We start from the raw sequence: 17129 nt of genomic DNA on the forward strand, positions 1-17129 counted from the left end.
ATGAGCTTCGTCAGCATCCAGAACCTGCAAAAAAGCTACGGCGCCAGCGCGGTGTTCAACGACATCAACTGCGAGATCGGCCGCGGTGAGTTCGTCACCCTGCTCGGCCCCTCCGGCTGCGGCAAGTCCACCCTGCTGCGCTGCATCGCCGGCCTGACCGCTGTAGACAGTGGCAGGATCCTGCTCGACGGGCAGGACCTGGTACCGCAGAGCCCGCAAAAGCGCGGCATCGGCATGGTGTTCCAGAGCTACGCGCTGTTCCCCAACATGAGCGTGGAGCAGAACGTCGCCTTCGGCCTGCGCATGCAGAAGATCAAGGGCCAAGACAGCCGCCCACGGGTACTCGAGGCGCTGCGCATGGTCGAGTTGCAGGACTTTGCCAGCCGCTACCCGCACCAGCTCTCCGGCGGCCAGTGCCAGCGCGTGGCCCTGGCCCGCTCGCTGGTGACCCGCCCGCGCCTGTTGCTGCTGGACGAGCCGCTGTCGGCTCTGGATGCACGCATCCGCAAGCACCTGCGCGAACAGATCCGCCAGATCCAGCGCGAGCTGGGCCTGACCACCATCTTCGTCACCCATGACCAGGAAGAGGCGCTGACCATGTCCGACCGCATCTTCCTGATGAACCAGGGCCGCATCGTGCAGAGCGGCGATGCCGAATCGCTGTACACCGCACCTGTGGATGCCTTCGCGGCCGGCTTCATCGGCAACTACAACCTGCTCGATGCCCAGAGTGCCAGCCGCCTGCTGCAACGTACGGTGAACAGCCGCCTGGCAATCCGCCCCGAAGCCATCGCGTTGAGCCTGGAAGGCGAACGCGAAGGCCTGGTGCGCAGTCACAGCCTGCTGGGCAACGTGATCCGCTACCGCATCGAAGCGCGTGGTGTGGAGCTGGTGGTGGATGTGCTCAATCGTTCAGCCGCCGATCTGCATGCGGACGGCGAGCGGGTATCCTTGTCCATCGATCCCACCGCCCTCTGCGAAGTTGCCTGAGGGCCGAACAGGAGTTTTGTTGTTATGGCTTTAGCGATTTTCGATCTGGATGAAACCCTGATCCACGGCGACTGCGCCTCGCTGTGGAGCGAGCAGATGGTGCGCCTGGGCTGGGTGGACGGTGAGTCGTTCCTGCGCAGGGACCGTGAGCTGATGGAGGCCTACGGCAAGGGGCACCTGGCGATGGAAGACTACATGGCGTTCAGCCTGGAGCCGCTGATCGGGCGCACACCAGAGGAAGTCGATCATCTGGTCGAGCCGTGGGTGGAAGACTTCATCGAGCCGATCATCTTCAGTGAGGCCACCCGCACCATTGCCGAGCACCGCAAGGCGGGGGATCGAATTCTGGTGATCTCGGCCTCGGGTGTGCATCTGGTGGGACCGATTGCCGCGCGCCTGGGGATCGACGAGTACCTGGGCATCGAGCTGGAAGTGGAAAAAGGGTTCTACACCGGCAAGACCGTGGGCACCCTGACCTACCGCGAAGGCAAGATCACCCGCTTGCTGGAGTGGCTGGACCAGCAGGAAGAGAACCTGGAAGGCGCAAGCTTCTATTCCGATTCGCGCAATGACCTGCCGTTGCTGCTGAAGGTTGACCACCCGTATGTGGTGAACCCGGACCCGGTGCTGCGCGAGCATGCCGAGAAGAATGGCTGGCCGATTCTGGCCTGGGCCTGAAAAAAGTTCGCCGGCAAGGTCGGCTCCTGCAGGAGTCGGCCTTGCCGGCGAACAGGGCCCTATACCAGGCTGTCGTCGATCACCAGCACCAACTTGCCCGATACCTGGTTGCCCGCCAGTTCGGCATACGCCGCCTCGGCGTCCTTCACCGCATAGCTGCCTACCAGTTGCGGCTTCAAGCGCCCTTCGGCGAACAGCGGCCACACCTGTTGGCCCAGGTCACTGAGCAGGTCGGCCTTGAACTGGTCATCGCGATTGCGCAGGGTCGAGCCGGTCACCTGCACCCGCTTGGCCAGTACCTGGGCCAGGTCCAGCTCGGCCTTGCGCCCGCCCATCAGGCCGATGATCACCCAGCGCCCGTCACGGGCCAGCAGCTTGAGGTTGAGCGCCGCATAGTTGGCCCCCACCGGGTCCAGGATCACATCGAACGGGGCGAAGTCGTTCAGCGCCTCTATATCGTCACCGCGCACCACGCCACCGCTGGCGCCCAGCGCCTGACAATAGGCCAGCCGCTCGGCCGAGCCCACGCTGACCCAGCTGGGGCTGCCGAACGCCTTGCACAGCTGGATGGCCGCCGACCCCACGCCGCTGGCGCCGGCGTGCAGCAACACTTTCTCGCCCGGCTTGAGGCCGCCCAGCTGGAACAGGTTGAGCCAGGCCGTGGCGTATACCTCCGGGATCGCAGCCGCCTGCTGCAGGCTCAGGCCCTCGGGCACCGGCAGCACGTGGCGCGCATCGACCACCACCTCTTCGGCCATGCCGCCACCGGCCAGCAGTGCGCATACCCGGTCGCCCACCTGCCAGGACACCCCGGCTCCCACTTCGCTGATCACCCCGGCACATTCCAGGCCCAGGAACTCGCTGGCGCCCGGTGGCGGCGGGTACAATCCGGCACGCTGCAACAGGTCGGCGCGATTGAGCCCGGCCGCTGCCACGCGGATGCGTACTTGACCTACATCGCAAGTTGGACTTGTCGTCTCAACCCACTCCACATGTCCGTCAACGCCTTGCAATGCCTTCACAGTGCCTCCATAGTTGAGTCATGACTGAGCCTGGCTGCCTTGGCACCAGGCTTTTTGCATTATGCGTCCGGCTCCATGGAACCGGCGAATTCAAAGACGGCCTAATATGCGTGATCAATTGCCCCTACGTCGAATCAGCATGAAGCATCTCCTGCCCAGCACTGCCCTCGCCCTGATGATCGGCCTTGGCAGCTTGCCGCTGGCCGGCGCCGCTTCGGCCGCCAACAGTTGGGACAAGTTGCAACCAGACCGCGATGAAGTGGTCGCCAGCCTGAACGTGGTCGAGTTGCTCAAGCGCCACCACTACAGCAAGCCGCCACTCAATGATGCGCGCTCGGTCATCATCTACGACAGTTACATCAAACTGCTCGATCCCTCGCGCAGTTACTTCATGGCCAGCGATATTGCCGAGTTCGACAAGTGGAAGACGCAGTTCGACGACTTCCTCAAGAGCGGCAACCTGGACCCGGGCTTCACCATCTACAAACGTTATCTGGATCGCGTGAAATCGCGCCTGGACTTCGCCCTGGCCGAGCTGAACAAGGGCGTCGACAAGATCGACTTCACCACCCAGGAAACCCTGCTGGTCGACCGCAAGGACGCTCCGTGGCTGCAGAACCAGGCCGAGCTCGACGACCTGTGGCGCAAACGCGTCAAGGACGAGGTGCTGCGCCTGAAGATCGCCGGCAAGGAACCCAAGGCCATCCAGGAACTGCTGACCAAGCGCTACAAGAACCAGCTCGCGCGCCTGGACCAGACCCGCGCCGAAGATATCTTCCAGGCCTACATCAACACCTTCGCCCAGTCGTACGACCCGCACACCAACTACCTGTCGCCGGACAACGCCGAGAACTTCGACATCAACATGAGCCTGTCGCTCGAAGGTATCGGCGCGGTGCTGCAAAGCGACAACGACCAGGTCAAGATCGTGCGCCTGGTGCCGGCTGGCCCTGCCGCCAAGACCAAGCAGGTGGCCCCGGCCGACAAGATCATCGGCGTTGCCCAGGGCGACAAGGAAATGGTCGACGTGATCGGCTGGCGCCTGGACGAAGTGGTCAAGCTGATCCGCGGCCCGAAGGGCTCCGTGGTGCGCCTGGAGGTCATCCCGGCCAGCAACGCGCCTAACGACCAGACCAGCAAGATCGTCTCGATCACCCGCGAAGCGGTCAAGCTCGAAGAACAGGCCGCCAAGAAGTCGGTGCTCAAGCTCAAGCAGGACGGACGCGACTACAAGCTGGGCATCATCGAGATCCCGGCCTTCTACCTCGACTTCAAGGCGTTCCGCGCCGGGGATCCGGAGTACAAGTCCACCACCCGTGACGTGAAGAAACTGCTCACCGAACTGCAGAAGGAAAAGGTCGACGGCGTGGTCATCGACCTGCGCAACAACGGCGGCGGCTCCCTGCAGGAAGCCACCGAGCTGACCAGCCTGTTCATCGACAAGGGCCCCACCGTGCTGGTACGCAACGCCGACGGCCGTGTCGACGTGCTCGAAGACGAAAACACCGGTGCCTTCTACAAGGGCCCGCTGGCGCTGCTGGTCAATCGCCTGTCGGCCTCAGCCTCGGAGATTTTCGCCGGCGCCATGCAGGACTACCACCGTGCCCTGATCATCGGTGGCCAGACCTTCGGCAAAGGCACCGTGCAGACCATCCAGCCGCTCAACCACGGCGAGCTCAAGCTGACCCTGGCCAAGTTCTACCGGGTTTCCGGGCAGAGCACCCAGCACCAGGGCGTGTTGCCGGACATCGACTACCCGTCGATCATCGACACCAAGGAGATCGGCGAGAGCGCCCTGCCTGAAGCCATGCCGTGGGACACCATCCGCCCGGCCATCAAGCCGGCCGTCGACCCGTTCAAGCCGTTCCTTGCGCAACTCAAGGCACGCCACGAAAACCGCAGCGCCAAGGACCCGGAGTTCGTCTACATTCGCGATCGCCTGGCCCTGACCCAGCAGTTGATGAACGAGAAGACCGTCAGCCTCAACGAGGTGGAACGCCGTGCTCGCCATGCCGACATCGAAGGCAAGCAGCTGGCGCTGGAAAACATCCGGCGCAAGGCCAAGGGCGAAGAGCCGCTCAAGGAACTGAAGAAGGAAGACGAAGACGCTCTGCCGGTCGAGCCGGATGACACCAAGCCGGAAGATGACGCGTACCTCGCCGAAACCGGGCGCATCCTGCTGGACTACCTGGGGCTGAATTCCTCGGTGGCCAAGCACTGAAACGATAATGGCAAAATAATGTGACGGTGCCCTTTTCGGGTCATCAAACAGTCATCATTCTGTCGTGAAATAAGGGACTGGGCGCCGATGGCCCCAGTCCCTTTTTTTCAAGGTAGCCCTGCCATGACCGTGACCGAACAGCTCAGCGCGTTGAGCTCCATCCTGGCTCAAAGCGGCTTGCACAGCCTGTTCCAACCCATCGTCTGCCTGTCCGAGCGACGCATCCTCGGTTATGAAGCCCTCAGCCGCGGCCCGTCCAACAGCCCGCTGCACTCCCCCATCAACCTGTTCGCCGTGGCCCGCCATGCCGGCCGCCTGACCGAACTGGAGGTGGCCTGCCGCGAAAGCGCGTGCCGGCGTTTCAGCCAGCAGCAACTGGAAGGCAAGCTGTTCCTCAACGTGTCGCCCGAGTCGTTGCTCGAGCCGCAATACCAGTCCGGGCGCACGCTCAAGCTGCTGCAGAGCCTGGGCATCCCACCCAGCCGGGTGGTCATCGAGTTGACCGAACAAACCCCCACCGACGACTTCCAACTGCTGTTCAACGCCCTGCACCACTACCGCGACATGGGCTTTTCGATTGCCCTGGACGACCTGGGCGCCGGCTATTCCAGCCTGCGCCTGTGGTCGGAACTGCGCCCGGACTACGTCAAGATCGACCGGCATTTCATCGACGGCATTCACCAGGATGCGGTCAAGCGCGAGTTCGTCGGCTCGATCCTGCAGATCGCCAAGGCGTCGCGGGCCAAGGTGATTGCCGAGGGCATCGAGCTGGCCGAGGAGCTGGCGGTGCTCACCGAGATGGGGGTCGACCTGGTACAGGGCTACCTGCTGTGCCGGCCGCAGGAGCAACCGCCCCGCGACGCTACCGCCATGCTGCCGTCAGCGACGCACAGTGGCGCGGTGGTGCTGGGTGAGGACGGCCGCGATCTGAGTGCGCTGCTCAACGAGCAACCGGCCGTGAGTGGCGATACGGCGACCCTGGAGGTACTGGCGCTGTTTCGCCGCCAGGCCAACCTCAACTCGCTGGCTGTTCTCGACCATGCCCAGCGCCCCTGCGGCATCGTGCACCGCCATTCGCTGTCCGACGCGCTGCTCAAGCCGTTCGCCACCGACCTATATGCGCGCAAGCCGATCAGCCGGCTGATGAACGAGGACTTTCTGGCGGTGGAGCTCAACCAGTCGCTGCAGAAGGTCAGCCGCCTGCTGACCAGCCGCGCGCGCCAGCGCATCGAGGAAGACTTCATCATTACCCAGAACGGTCGCTACCTGGGCCTGGGGCGGGTGATCGACGTGCTCAAGCTGATCACCGAACAGAAGCTGCAGCAGGCCCGCTATGCCAACCCGCTGACCCTGTTGCCGGGCAACGTGCCGATCCAGCAATGCCTGACCCGCTTGCTGCAGCAACAGCGCGAGGCAGCGATCTGCTATGTGGACATCGACAGCTTCAAGCCCTTCAACGACATCTATGGCTATGCCAAGGGCGACGAAGTGCTGTTGAGCCTGGCCCAGTGCCTGAGCGAACGGGTCGACCCCAGCCGGGACTTTGTCGGCCATATCGGTGGCGACGACTTCATGCTGGTACTGGGTTCGAAGGATTGGGAGCAGCGCCTGAACGTGCTGCTGGACGACTTTCAGAATGCCTGTCGGCGCTTCTACCGCACCGAGCACCTGGAGGCCGGGTGCTTCATCGCGCACAACCGCCTGGGCCAGCGCCAGGAATTCCCGTTGCTGTCACTCTCGATCGGTGTGGTGCAACTGCATGCACATACCTGCGCGCAACTGGATGCCGGCCAACTGGCCGACCTCGCCTCCCAGGCCAAGCACCATGCCAAGGATGTGCCCGGGCACAGCCTGTACCTGATCGATACGGCGCTGGCGCCTCAGGCCTGTTCGGGATAGCTGTACTCGAATACCCGTACCACTTCCGAGGCATGCCAGGATGCTGCGGCCATGCCGTCCGATGGCCCGGAAAACCGCCCCAGGCGCTCGACGCATTCGAAAAAGCCGGTACGTGGCAAACGGCTGGCCCCCTGGCTGATCACCAGCGAGCTGCGCAGTGGCTGCTCGGCGCGTGCATCGATCACCGCCAGGTACTCAAGCGCGGCGGTCAGGGTCTGCATCGCCGGGCTTGGCAGCTCCAGGCGTTCGAGCAAGGCGCGGTAGGTCAGCAGGTGGCGTTGCCGGCGTGCCACGTCCAGCTCGCCCAGCAGCCCCTCCCATTGCTGACGACTGATCCGCACGCCGCTCACGACGGCTCGCTCCAGCCTGCCACGCCCAGCTCCCAGGCCAGGCTGCGGCGGATCGCGGCATCCGGCTCGCGCTCACCGCTTTCAATCAGCGCCAGGTACACCGGACTGATGCCCACCTTGCGCGCCAGCTGCTCGGCAGCCAGGCCCTTGGCCTCACGCAAGGCGGCCAGCTCGCTCAATGTGGGCAGGCTGGCCGGCGTGGGTGCAGCGGCGCTGGCGTTGACGCCTGCCGGCTGCGCCGTGGCGGCCGGTTGACCTGCCGCCTTCAACAACGCTTGATAGTGCTCCCAGGGCACGACCGCGTACTCGGGTTGACCGTCTCGGCTGATAACCTGAATACCCATTACAACCCCCTTGTAAGAACCTGCGCATGTAATCGCTCGGTATAGCGCTTATGCCAAATATAGTACCAGCCGGCGCAGTATTGCAGGGTGTAACCGGATTTAGCGCTTTCCCTGCTCCAGGCGCAACGCTTCGGGGGTGTCGGGCAGGCGCTCGACCACGCGCAGTTTCTCGGGAGACTGACGATTGCGCCAGGCGCGAAAAGCCGCCAGCTCGCTGTCGAACGTCTTCAGCACCCAGGCCAGTACGGCGAGATCGTCGAGCAGGCCGATGCCGGGCAGCCAGTCCGGGATCGCGTCCAGCGGGCTGACAAAGTACAGCAGGCCGGCGACGATGGTCAGTAGCGCCCTTGAGCTGATGGCACGGTACTCGCCACGCCACCACGCCACGCACAGCGCCTGCAGCAGGCGTACGTCATCCTTGAGCTTGCCCAGGCTCGGGCCCTTGCGCGCCACGGCGAAGATCAGCGCTGGCAGGCGCCCCCGGCTCAACAGGCGCTCGGCCAGCGGCAGGAAACGGGCAAAATTCCAGGGTGCTTTCATACCACCTCCAACGGCAGGGCCGGGAAGGTTATCCACAGTATTTGTGGATAACCTTGTGAACAGAGGCCATTTTCAGGCTCGGCGTGCCCGCCAGGCAAGGGCCTGGGTCAAATCGGGCGTTTTTTACACACCTGTTTCATTACGCGGTCACTTTGCGAAAGCCGTCACAGTTGCGCACGCCACCAAGGTGTGACGTCAGATCGCTCCCACGGTTCAGCCCGATCCATAAACGACAACGCCCCGTCGAGACGGGGCGTTGTGCACACAGCGGGACGCTTACTTCTCAGCAGCGTCTTCTGCTGCCTTGGCCGGGTCCTTGATGGCGATCAGTTCCAGATCGAACACCAGTACCGAGTTGGCCGGGATCATCGGGCTAGGGCTCTGTGCGCCATAGGCCAGGTCAGCCGGGATGAACAGCTTGACCTTCTCGCCCACGTGCATCAGTTGCAGGCCTTCGACCCAACCCGGAATCACGCCGCTGACCGGCAGGTCGATCGGGCTGCCGCGCTCGACGGAGCTGTCGAACACCTTGCCGTCGATCAGCTTGCCTTCGTAGTGAACAGTGACCACGTCGGTAGGCTTGGGCTGGGCGCCTTCGGCCTTCTTCACGATCTGGTACTGCAGGCCCGACGCGGTGGTGACCACGCCGTCCTTCTTGCCGTTTTCTTCAAGGAACTTCTTGCCGGCGGCGGCCGACTCTTCGCTCATCTTGACCAGGCGTTCTTCAGCACGCTTCTGCAGCGCGGCGAAGGCTTCGACCAGGTCTTCGTCCTTGATCTTCTGTTCCTTCTTGCCGACAGCGTCCTCGATGCCCTGGGCCACGGCCTTGGAGTCGAGATCGTCCATGCCTTCCTGTGCCAGGCTCTTGCCCATGTTCAGGCCGATACCGTAGGAAGCTTTCTGTGCCGGGGTCTTCAGCTCGACGCTGGTCTGCGAATCGCAACCCGCCAGTACCAGGCTAACCAGGGCAACCGCAGCCGCCAACCGATGCTGTTTCATGCTATTTCCTTGTTCATGCGCCAAAAGGGCAATCGAGTAAAGCCGCGAGCTTATCAGGCGGCCACGACCAATGGCTACCGGCATGAGAGCGACAAAAGGTCGAGAAGTTCAGCCAGGTGAAGGCTTCTTCATGCAGCCGATAAGCCAGTGGCCAGTATTGCAGCCAACGCCCCGGATCTGGATGAAATCTACGGGTAGTGTCCTTCGCGGTACTGCCCCGCCACTTCGCGCAGCACCTGGCACAACCACTGGGCCGGCAGGGCCTGTGGCAGCGCGGCATTGCTGCAGATACCCACCGAGCCACCGGGTTCGCGCACGCCCAGGTCGAGCTCGCACAGCTCGCCCCGCTGCAGGTCGACCCGCACCGCATCACGCGGGGCCACCCACACCGCATCGCTGCCCAGCACATAGCGCCGGCTCAGTGCCGGGGAAAGCGTTTCCAGACGTTGCTGCGGTTGTTCGATGGCGCATTGCACGAACAGGCTGTCGGCATGCTTGCGAATGGTGGTGCCGGCCAGGGGCAGTACCAGCGGGTACTGGCCCACCTGGTTGCGCTCGATCGGGCTGCGTGCCAGCAACGGGTGGCCGGGGCGCACCACCAGCGACATCGACTCGCTGTACAGGTGCTCGAACAGCAGGCCCTGGATCTGCGGGCTGTCGGTCATGCGCCCGATCACCAGGTCCAGCTCCCCCACATGCAGCTGCGCCAGCAGGTGCGCACTGGGGCCGGTGGCAACGCTGACCACCAGGGCCGGGTGGCGCTGGTGCAGGCGGCAGATCACTTCGGGGATGAGCAGGCTTTCGACGGTCGAGAGCACGCCGATCTTCACCTGCGGCGGCGCGTGTTCCTCGCCGCGAAGGGTACTCACCCCTTCGCGCAGGGCCTGTACGCACGGGCCGGCGTAGCGCATGAAGCGCACCCCGGCCGCAGTCAGCTCGACACCCTGCTTGCCGCGCTCGAACAATCGCGTCTGCAGCAGTTCTTCGAGCTCCTTGAGGGTCTTGGAAATCGCCGGCTGGCTGATGGCCACGGCGTCGGCGGCCTTGGCGAAACTGCCTTGACGGGCGATTTCGAGAAAGCACAGCAGGTGGCGGAACTTGATGCGGGTATCGAGGTTCATGGCCGGAGTTTATCGCAACCGCAGCCCCTTTGCGGCGCCGGCCTCGAACAACACACCGGCTATATGCTATATATACGTTTCGTATACAGAGTGAGTATTAAAATGGGTATCGTCAAGATCGATGACGCGCTGCATGAAGACCTGCGCATTGCCAGCGGCGCGGTGTCGCGCTCGATCAACGCGCAGGCCGAGTACTGGATTCGCATCGGCATGCTGGCCGAGCTCAACCCGCACATGACCTACCAGGAACTGTTGCGCCAGTTGCTGCGCCAGGAGCAGGCCAGCCTCAGGGAGCTGATCGCATGAGCGAGGTGATCCTGAAGAACCTGCAGCAACTGGCCTTGATGCGTACCGCCGGGCAATTGTTGACGCGGGTGTTCGAGCACCTGGACGGCTTTGTCGCGCCAGGGGTCAGCACCTTGCAGATCAACGACCGTGCCGAGGCGTACATCGTCGATGTGCTCAAGGCGCGTCCGGCCAGCAAGGGGCAGTACGGGTTCAAGTATTCGCTCAACACCTCCGTCGACCATGTGGTGTGCCACGGCGTGCCAAGTGCCGACGAGGTGCTGAAGGCGGGGTCGATCATCAATGTGGACATCACCCTGGAACAGGGTGGTTACATTGCCGACTCGTCGAAGATGTATGCGGTGGGCGCCATTGCCGACGAGGCGCGGCAATTGGTCGATACCACCTATGCGGCGTTGTGGGCGGGCATTCGCCAGGTGCGGCCCGGGGCCACGCTGGGTGATGTGGGGCATGCGATACAGCGGCTTGCCGAGGGCGCGGGTTACAACGTGGTGCGTGAGTACTGCGGGCACGGCATCGGCAGGCAGATGCACGAGGCGCCGCAGGTGCTGCACTACGGACACCGCAACAGCGGGCTGGTGCTCAAGCCGGGCATGGTGTTCACCATCGAGCCGATGATCAACCAAGGCGGGCGTGGGGTGCGTACGCTCAAGGACGGGTGGACGGTGATCACCCGGGACCGCAGCCTGTCAGCACAGTGGGAGCATACGGTGGCAGTGACGGCGCAGGGGGTCGAGGTATTGACCTTGCGTGAGGAAGAGCGGGGCATGGTCGGGTGACTGGCTCACCATCGCACTGCTGATCGTGCTTTTGATGTTCCGGTTCTTCAGGGGGGCTTGAATCGCCGCCCGTGCCGGATAATCTCTCGGCCCCCTTCCCGGGGAGCGACGGTTGCTCGATTTTCGAGCTTATCCAGCATGGACAGAGACGCCGAGGCCCCCTTCCGCTCTTACAGCGGCTTACTTTTTTCTTGGAAAAAGTAAGCAAAACCGCTCCGTCCAGCATCCGGCCCTACGCTTCGCTACGGGTCCCCTCATTCCACCCACGCTCCGTGGGGCCGCGCCGTACGGGCATCCCTGCCCGTCGGCACTTTCCGGGCCATCCATGGCCCTACACCCCACTACACGCAGGCTCCATTCGGCCTCCTGAAGGACGGAAAGATCAAAAGCAACAGCAACAGCACCAGCAAGAGCAAGAGCAAGAGCAAGAGCAAGAGCAAGAGCAAGAGCAAGAGCAAGAAAAACCAGCACCGGTAGACACCACTGCCGAAAAAATCTGGATCCAATTGCCCCACCCGCCCCGCCTCTCTACAATCCGCGCCATTACGGTCGACCCCGCCCATTCCCCGTCGACCCCGGAGCCTTCTATTCATGGAAGAGATTGAACAGCACTGGCTGTACGCCCTTTCTGCACCCATGGCCGCCCTCAACGGCGCCAGCCTCACCTCCCCCCGTTACTTCGAAGCCGAAGGGGACCTGGACCTGAAAAAATGGTGGGGCATCAACAACCGCCGCGAGCTGCTCGACATGCTGCGCATGGCCGACACCGGCCACGCCGAAAAACTCAACGATGCCTACTGGCAATACCCTCGCCGCCAACCCAGCCAATGGCAGGCACTGCTTGACGAGCTGGGCCCGCGCGAGCGCGCCAACTATGAATTTGCCGCACGCACCTATGCCGATTGCGGCTTCGGCGGCACCCGCGCCTGGGACCTGGGCCGCATGGGCTACCTGCTGCGCGCCGGGGTGTTCGAGAACCTGATCACCGAGCCCGAAAGCCTCTGGCTGCACAGCCGCCTGGCCCTGCGCGCACGCCACTTCTACAACAGCTGGGACACCTACATCGCCGGCTACATGTTCGGCAAATCGCTATGGAACTGCTCCAGCCATGACGACGACGTCTACCCCTACCGTATCGACCGCCAGGGCGCCGAGCACTGGAACCGCTGCATCATCATGAACATGCTCAAGCGCGGCAAGGCACTGTTCGCCAGCCTGCCCTGGGACCTACCACTGGACTACCCGCCCCGGCCCGATTCGCTCGAGGAGGGCACCTGGTCATGAGTTGCTGGATAAAGCTGGGCATCGAGCCCACCAAGGACCAGGACGTCATCCGCGGCGCCTACCGCGCCCGCCTGCCGGAGTTTCACCCCGAAACCGACCCGCAGGGCTTCCAACTGCTGCGCCAGGCCTACGAGCACGCGCTCAAGCTCGCCACCCGCACGGATGACGATGACGAAGACGACGAGGACGCCGGCGAAGAACAGGCCTACGCAGAACGCCCGCCGCGCCCGCCTCGCGTGCACCCGGTCATCGCCACCTTCGCCCGCATGCTCGCCGACCCGGCCCGGCGCTACAACGTCGATGCCTGGCAGGACTACTTGCGTGAGCTCGACCAACTGCCCCTCGAAGAACTCGAGGACGTCAGCTGGGAGCTGCTGTGGCGCCTGGAAGAAGCCGGCCAGCTGTCCAATGCCTGCGTGCAGGTGCTGGCCAAGCGCCTGGCCTGGGACAAGCAGTTGCTGCGCCTGGGCTTCGAAGAGGCGCAGGAAGTCGAGACGCTGCTGGCTCGCTTCGCCGCCCCCGACCCGTTCGACATGCGCCTGATGAACGACTGGTCTACGGCCGCGCAGTTGGAAACCCTGTGGTACCTGCGCAGCCTGGACCACCTCTACAACAACCGCCCGCTGTTCGAACTGGCCGCTTTCGCCCGGGAACACACCGTGGTCGCCCTGCCCCCGGACGCCGCACTGGTCGAACGCCTGCTGCTGCAGATCGGCCAGGCCGGGGTGGCCAGCCCGAGCCTGTACGCGCTGTGCGTCGAACGCCAGGCGCTACAACCCGACGATGTCGACGCGCTGTACCAGCTGGCCTGCCAGGCCAGCCTGCTGGGCAAGGAAGAAGAAGCGCTGTCGTGCTGGAGCCGCCTGTGGCTGGAATTCCGCCACCCGGTGGCCGCCCGCGAGCTGCTGGACCTGTGCACCGCGCACCAGCCGCAACGCCTGCCGCTGATGATCCAGGCCTTCGACCGCCTGGCACCGGTGCGCACCTGGCCCGACGACCTGAGCGAAGACGAACAGACCCTGGGCAGCCCGGCGCAGCGCCCGGAAACCCTGACGCGCTGGTTCCAGGCCGCGCGCCTGGAACTGGACGGCATCGCGGGGCAGTTCGTCGACTGGCGGGCCACCGATGAGCGTGAGCTGGAACTGCTCGCCAGCCTGATCGACGAACACCCGGACCCGGCCCTGCAGCGTCTGTACCGTCACGCCTGGGCCCTGCACTGCGGTGACGCCGCGCTGTTGCAACAGGTGCTCGACGAACCGAAAAGCAGCCACCTGATCGATGAACTGATCCTCGACGGCTTGCGCTACCAGGCCCAACAGCAACTGGCCTGGCTGCAACAGGCGCCGATCCCCCTGGCGATCCAGGCGTTCCTGAACAGCAACTCGCCGCACCCACAACTGCCCGACGTGCTCAAGGACGGCGCCACCACCCTGTGCCGCGACTGGCTGCGCCGCCTGCGCGCCTACGACGGGCGCACCCTGGCCCGCCTGCACGAGACCTTCAGCCCGCGCGCCATGATGCCGGTACCGTTCGGCCTGGAGATGCAATGCGAGCTGGGCGCCGCAGGCGTGGTGCTGCCTCCCGCCCCGGCCGGCGCCGAGTTGTGGCACTGGCACCGCCAGGCACTGTTCATGCTGGCCCTGGCCCAGGCGCCACAACGCTGGCTGGCGCTGGTGACGCCGAGCATGCTCGACACCCTGCAGTGCCCACCCGGCCATCCGTTGGCAAAGGTCCATACCCTGCTGCTGAACCTGCTTCAGGAACAAGGCAACCTCGATGGGCTGCTGGGCTGGCTGGACAACCGCGACCCGCTGCAAAAAGCCATTGCCGACAGCCTGCCCGCGCCGGACCAGGCCCTGAGCAGTGCGCGCCTGCCCAGCACGCTGGCGTTGCTGGCCAGCTACCAGAAGGACGAAGAGGCCTTCGCCGACGACCTGCTGGGCATGATGCTGTTCTGGGCGGTGCTCTACCACGACCCGGCACTGGATGCCGAACAGCACCGCGTGCTGCTGCGCACCATGGCCGACATCTCCAGTGAAGAGCCGTGGTTCGAAGCCTTTCGCAGCGGCTTGATCAAGGGCGAGCCGAGCCGGCCGCCGCGCGAGAAGCTCGATGCCTACGGCATGGACAGCGCGGTGTTCTACCAGGTCATGGATACGCTCAAGGGCCTGATCCGCTACGGCCGTGTCGGCGTACCGCGCCTCAAGGTGCTCAAGCAGCTGCAAAAGGCCAAGGATGACCCCAGCACCGGTATCGGCCTGCGCTTTGCGCTGACCGCGGTGTTGTCCTGGTGCGAGCGCCTGCTGCTGGCCCAGGCCGATCTTCAGCCAGTATCGCCCTGGGCCTTCTGGCGCTGGAACACGCGCCTGGGCCGTGGCGCATTCGTCGGCCAGCTGATGTTGTGGTTCTTCGTCACCCTGGTGCTTGCCATCACCTCCAGCGATGCGCCCGAGGCCATGGTCAAGATCGGCCTGGGCCTGGCCCTGCTGTTCGGCACCTGCCTGCGCCGGCTGCACGACATTGGCCACGGGATCGTGGTGATGATGCTGCTGGCTGCGCTGTCGGTAGCACTGCCGTTCCTGCCGCTGGTGCTGGTGGTGATGCCCGGCGACGTGCTGCCCAACCGCTGGGGCGTGTCGCCGGAGCATCATGACCCCGACGCCCTCAGCGGCGGGCTGCAGGCTGTGCTGCGGCGCCTGATCGGCTAGAGGTTGAGTGCGTCCAGCGCCTCGTTCAACTGCTGGCGCTGGCTGGCGATCAGGCTGGACTGCTGGGTGGCCAGCACCTGGCTGAAGTCGCTCAGCCAGGTGCCGATCTGCTCGCGCTCATCGCCCAGGCACTGCATCCAGGCGCGCTCCAGGCGCGCCGTCAGGGTGCGGTTGGGCAATGCATCGCGCGGGTGGATCTTCAGCCCGGCCAGGCGCTGATGGCTGTTCTGGCGCGCCTCTTCATCCAGCCCGGTGGGGCTGCGGTCGATGCTGTGGCTGTGGCGCTTGCCGGTGTCCACCAGGGTCACGTCGACTTCGAGCAGGCCGTTGATGTCGTAGCTGAAGCGGATGTCCAGTGACTGGATCTTGTCCATCGGGGTTAGCTCGACGACGAAGCTGTCGATGAAGATGTTGTCACGCACCCACGGCCGCTCACCCTGGTAGACCTCGACGTTGATGGTCTTCTGCTGCTCGTGGGAGGTGTAGAAGCGCTGCACCCGCGAGGTCGGTATCACCGTGTTGCGCTCGATGATCGGCGAGAATACCCCGCTGATGTTGGCGCCGCGGGTGGTCTCGATGCCCAGAGTGTAGGGGCATACGTCGGTCAGGATCAGCTCTTCGATGGCCGAGTCGCGGGCCTTGCAGGCCGCCTGGCTGGCAGCGCCCAGGGCGACGATGGTGTCGGGGTCGAGGTGGCGGTACGGCAGGCGGCCGAACAGCTTGGCCACCATCTGCTGCACCACCGGCATGCGCGTGGCACCGCCCACCAGCACCAGGCTGTCGAGGTCGCGCGGGCTCAGCCGCGCGTCGCGCAGGGCCTGCTCGATGGGCGCGCGCACCCGGCCCAGCAGCGGCTCCCAGATCGTCTGCGCGCCCAGCTCGTCCAGGGTCCACTCGCGGGGCTCTCCGGCACCCTTCCAGTAGACCGTCTGCGGGCCTTCGCCCAGCTTGCACTTGAGCAGTTCGATGCTGTCGTACAGGCTCGCCAGCGCCTGCGGTTCGACGCTGGACAGGGTCATGCCCCAGTCCTTCAGGCAGGCCTGCAGCAGCGCTTCGGTGAAGTCTTCGCCGCCAAGAAAGTTGTCGCCGGTGGAAGCATGCACCTCGATCAGCGGCAGGGCGTATTCGAGCACAGTGACGTCGAAGGTACCGCCCCCCAGGTCGAAGATGAGGGTGCGCTCGAATTTCTGCTCGTGCAGGCCGTAGGCCATGGCCGCGGCGGTCGGTTCGTTGATCAGGCGCTGCACCTTGAGACCCGCCAGCTCGGCGGCGAACACGGTGCGCTTGCGCTGTTCATCGCTGAAATAGGCCGGCACCGAAATCACCGCCTCGTGCACCGCGCAGCCCAGAAAGGCCTCGGCGTCGTGCTTCAGCGAGCCCAGCACCAGGGCCGAGAGCTCTTCGGGGCTGAATGCCTGCCCGCCCAGCTCCAGGCGCTTTTCGCTGCCCATGAAACGCTTGAATGCCGCGACGCTGCGATCGGGGTGGGTGGTCAATCGCGAACGGGCGGCGCGCCCCACCAGGATGCTGCCGTCGTCATCGATACTGACCACCGAGGGGGTAAGCACCTCGCCAAGGGCATTCGGGATCAGTTGGGCACGGCCTTGCTGCCATACGGCGATCAGGCTGTTGGTGGTGCCCAGGTCAATGCCCAGCAAGGGCGCGGCGGCGGGGGTTGCATCCTGCATATGAGGTCTCTGGCAGTGGTCGTCATCGGCCAGCGGCCGGAGCTCGCCCGGCCTGCTGAAAGGCGCCCTACTTTAACTGAACCCCCCACCTCGACAAACAGCGAATGCACACACGGCGAAAAAGGCCTGACCTGTAAAAAAACATATCTATGATAGTCATTCTCATTTGAGATAAGCTTGCGCATTACGTCGCACGAGCA

Annotated in this window: 15 protein-coding genes; 8 read left to right on the plus strand and 7 right to left on the minus strand. The window is 64.4% G+C overall.

What is annotated here, in order from left to right; translation table 11 throughout:
• Both LOY33_RS18855 and LOY33_RS18860 read left to right on the plus strand, forming a co-directional pair.
• Nucleotides 1-990, plus strand: coding sequence for an ABC transporter ATP-binding protein (locus LOY33_RS18855; RefSeq protein ID WP_043859980.1), 990 nt, complete (start codon nucleotides 1-3; stop codon nucleotides 988-990).
• A gap of 24 nt (nucleotides 991-1014) precedes the next feature.
• Nucleotides 1015-1668: an HAD family phosphatase gene (locus LOY33_RS18860; protein WP_043859979.1), complete on the plus strand. Its 654-nt coding sequence runs from the start codon at nucleotides 1015-1017 to the stop codon at nucleotides 1666-1668.
• 59 nt (nucleotides 1669-1727) lie between these two features.
• On the opposite strand, the gene LOY33_RS18865 is transcribed toward LOY33_RS18860, so the two are convergent.
• Complete coding sequence (locus tag LOY33_RS18865; protein ID WP_043859978.1) at nucleotides 1728-2690, minus strand: NAD(P)H-quinone oxidoreductase; 963 nt, start codon at nucleotides 2688-2690, stop codon at nucleotides 1728-1730.
• 139 nt (nucleotides 2691-2829) lie between these two features.
• On the opposite strand from LOY33_RS18865, the gene LOY33_RS18870 reads away from it, so the two are divergent.
• Nucleotides 2830-4911 (plus strand): carboxy terminal-processing peptidase, encoded by a 2082-nt coding sequence (locus LOY33_RS18870; RefSeq protein WP_167400229.1) that lies wholly within the window; start codon nucleotides 2830-2832, stop codon nucleotides 4909-4911.
• 123 nt (nucleotides 4912-5034) lie between these two features.
• Nucleotides 5035-6810, plus strand: coding sequence for a GGDEF domain-containing protein (locus tag LOY33_RS18875; RefSeq protein ID WP_054914669.1), 1776 nt, complete (start codon nucleotides 5035-5037; stop codon nucleotides 6808-6810).
• On the opposite strand, the gene LOY33_RS18880 is transcribed toward LOY33_RS18875, so the two are convergent.
• From LOY33_RS18880 to pcaQ, 5 genes are all read right to left on the minus strand, one after another.
• Entirely contained in the window at nucleotides 6792-7160 is a 369-nt protein-coding gene (locus LOY33_RS18880; RefSeq protein ID WP_043859975.1) for a hypothetical protein, read from the minus strand. The genes LOY33_RS18875 and LOY33_RS18880 overlap by 19 nt on opposite strands.
• Entirely contained in the window at nucleotides 7157-7504 is a 348-nt protein-coding gene (locus LOY33_RS18885; protein WP_043859974.1) for a helix-turn-helix transcriptional regulator, read from the minus strand. The genes LOY33_RS18880 and LOY33_RS18885 overlap by 4 nt, the downstream gene beginning before the upstream one ends.
• A gap of 99 nt (nucleotides 7505-7603) precedes the next feature.
• Nucleotides 7604-8044: a YkvA family protein gene (locus LOY33_RS18890; RefSeq protein WP_043859973.1), complete on the minus strand. Its 441-nt coding sequence runs from the start codon at nucleotides 8042-8044 to the stop codon at nucleotides 7604-7606.
• 276 nt (nucleotides 8045-8320) lie between these two features.
• The gene (locus LOY33_RS18895) at nucleotides 8321-9043 is read right to left on the minus strand and encodes an FKBP-type peptidyl-prolyl cis-trans isomerase (RefSeq protein WP_054914671.1); all 723 of its coding nucleotides are present in this window, start codon (nucleotides 9041-9043) and stop codon (nucleotides 8321-8323) included.
• 188 nt (nucleotides 9044-9231) lie between these two features.
• Nucleotides 9232-10164, minus strand: a complete 933-nt coding sequence (gene pcaQ / locus LOY33_RS18900; protein ID WP_043859971.1) for a pca operon transcription factor PcaQ — start codon at nucleotides 10162-10164, stop codon at nucleotides 9232-9234.
• Nucleotides 10165-10266: 102 nt separating this feature from the next.
• Between pcaQ and LOY33_RS18905 the strand changes: the two genes are divergently transcribed.
• The 4 genes from LOY33_RS18905 (at nucleotide 10267) to LOY33_RS18920 (ending at nucleotide 15241) form a co-directional block, all read left to right on the plus strand.
• Nucleotides 10267-10470 (plus strand): ParD-like family protein, encoded by a 204-nt coding sequence (locus tag LOY33_RS18905; RefSeq protein ID WP_043859970.1) that lies wholly within the window; start codon nucleotides 10267-10269, stop codon nucleotides 10468-10470.
• On the plus strand, nucleotides 10467-11249 hold the full coding sequence (gene map / locus LOY33_RS18910) for a type I methionyl aminopeptidase (RefSeq protein WP_196932747.1): 783 nt from the start codon (nucleotides 10467-10469) through the stop codon (nucleotides 11247-11249). Before LOY33_RS18905 ends, map begins: the two co-directional genes overlap by 4 nt.
• Nucleotides 11250-11840: 591 nt before the next feature.
• Nucleotides 11841-12533, plus strand: a complete 693-nt coding sequence (locus tag LOY33_RS18915) for a DUF1266 domain-containing protein (RefSeq protein ID WP_043860023.1) — start codon at nucleotides 11841-11843, stop codon at nucleotides 12531-12533.
• Nucleotides 12530-15241 (plus strand): molecular chaperone DnaJ, encoded by a 2712-nt coding sequence (locus LOY33_RS18920; RefSeq protein WP_258659635.1) that lies wholly within the window; start codon nucleotides 12530-12532, stop codon nucleotides 15239-15241. Before LOY33_RS18915 ends, LOY33_RS18920 begins: the two co-directional genes overlap by 4 nt.
• Here the strand turns inward: LOY33_RS18920 and LOY33_RS18925 are convergent.
• Nucleotides 15238-16929, minus strand: a complete 1692-nt coding sequence (locus LOY33_RS18925; protein WP_054914674.1) for a molecular chaperone HscC — start codon at nucleotides 16927-16929, stop codon at nucleotides 15238-15240. The two genes, LOY33_RS18920 and LOY33_RS18925, sit on opposite strands and share 4 nt — an antisense overlap.
• Between the last annotated feature and the right edge of the window lie 200 nt (nucleotides 16930-17129).

Source organism: Pseudomonas sp. B21-036, from assembly GCF_024748925.1.
In the GTDB taxonomy this organism is placed as follows: domain Bacteria; phylum Pseudomonadota; class Gammaproteobacteria; order Pseudomonadales; family Pseudomonadaceae; genus Aquipseudomonas; species Aquipseudomonas palmensis.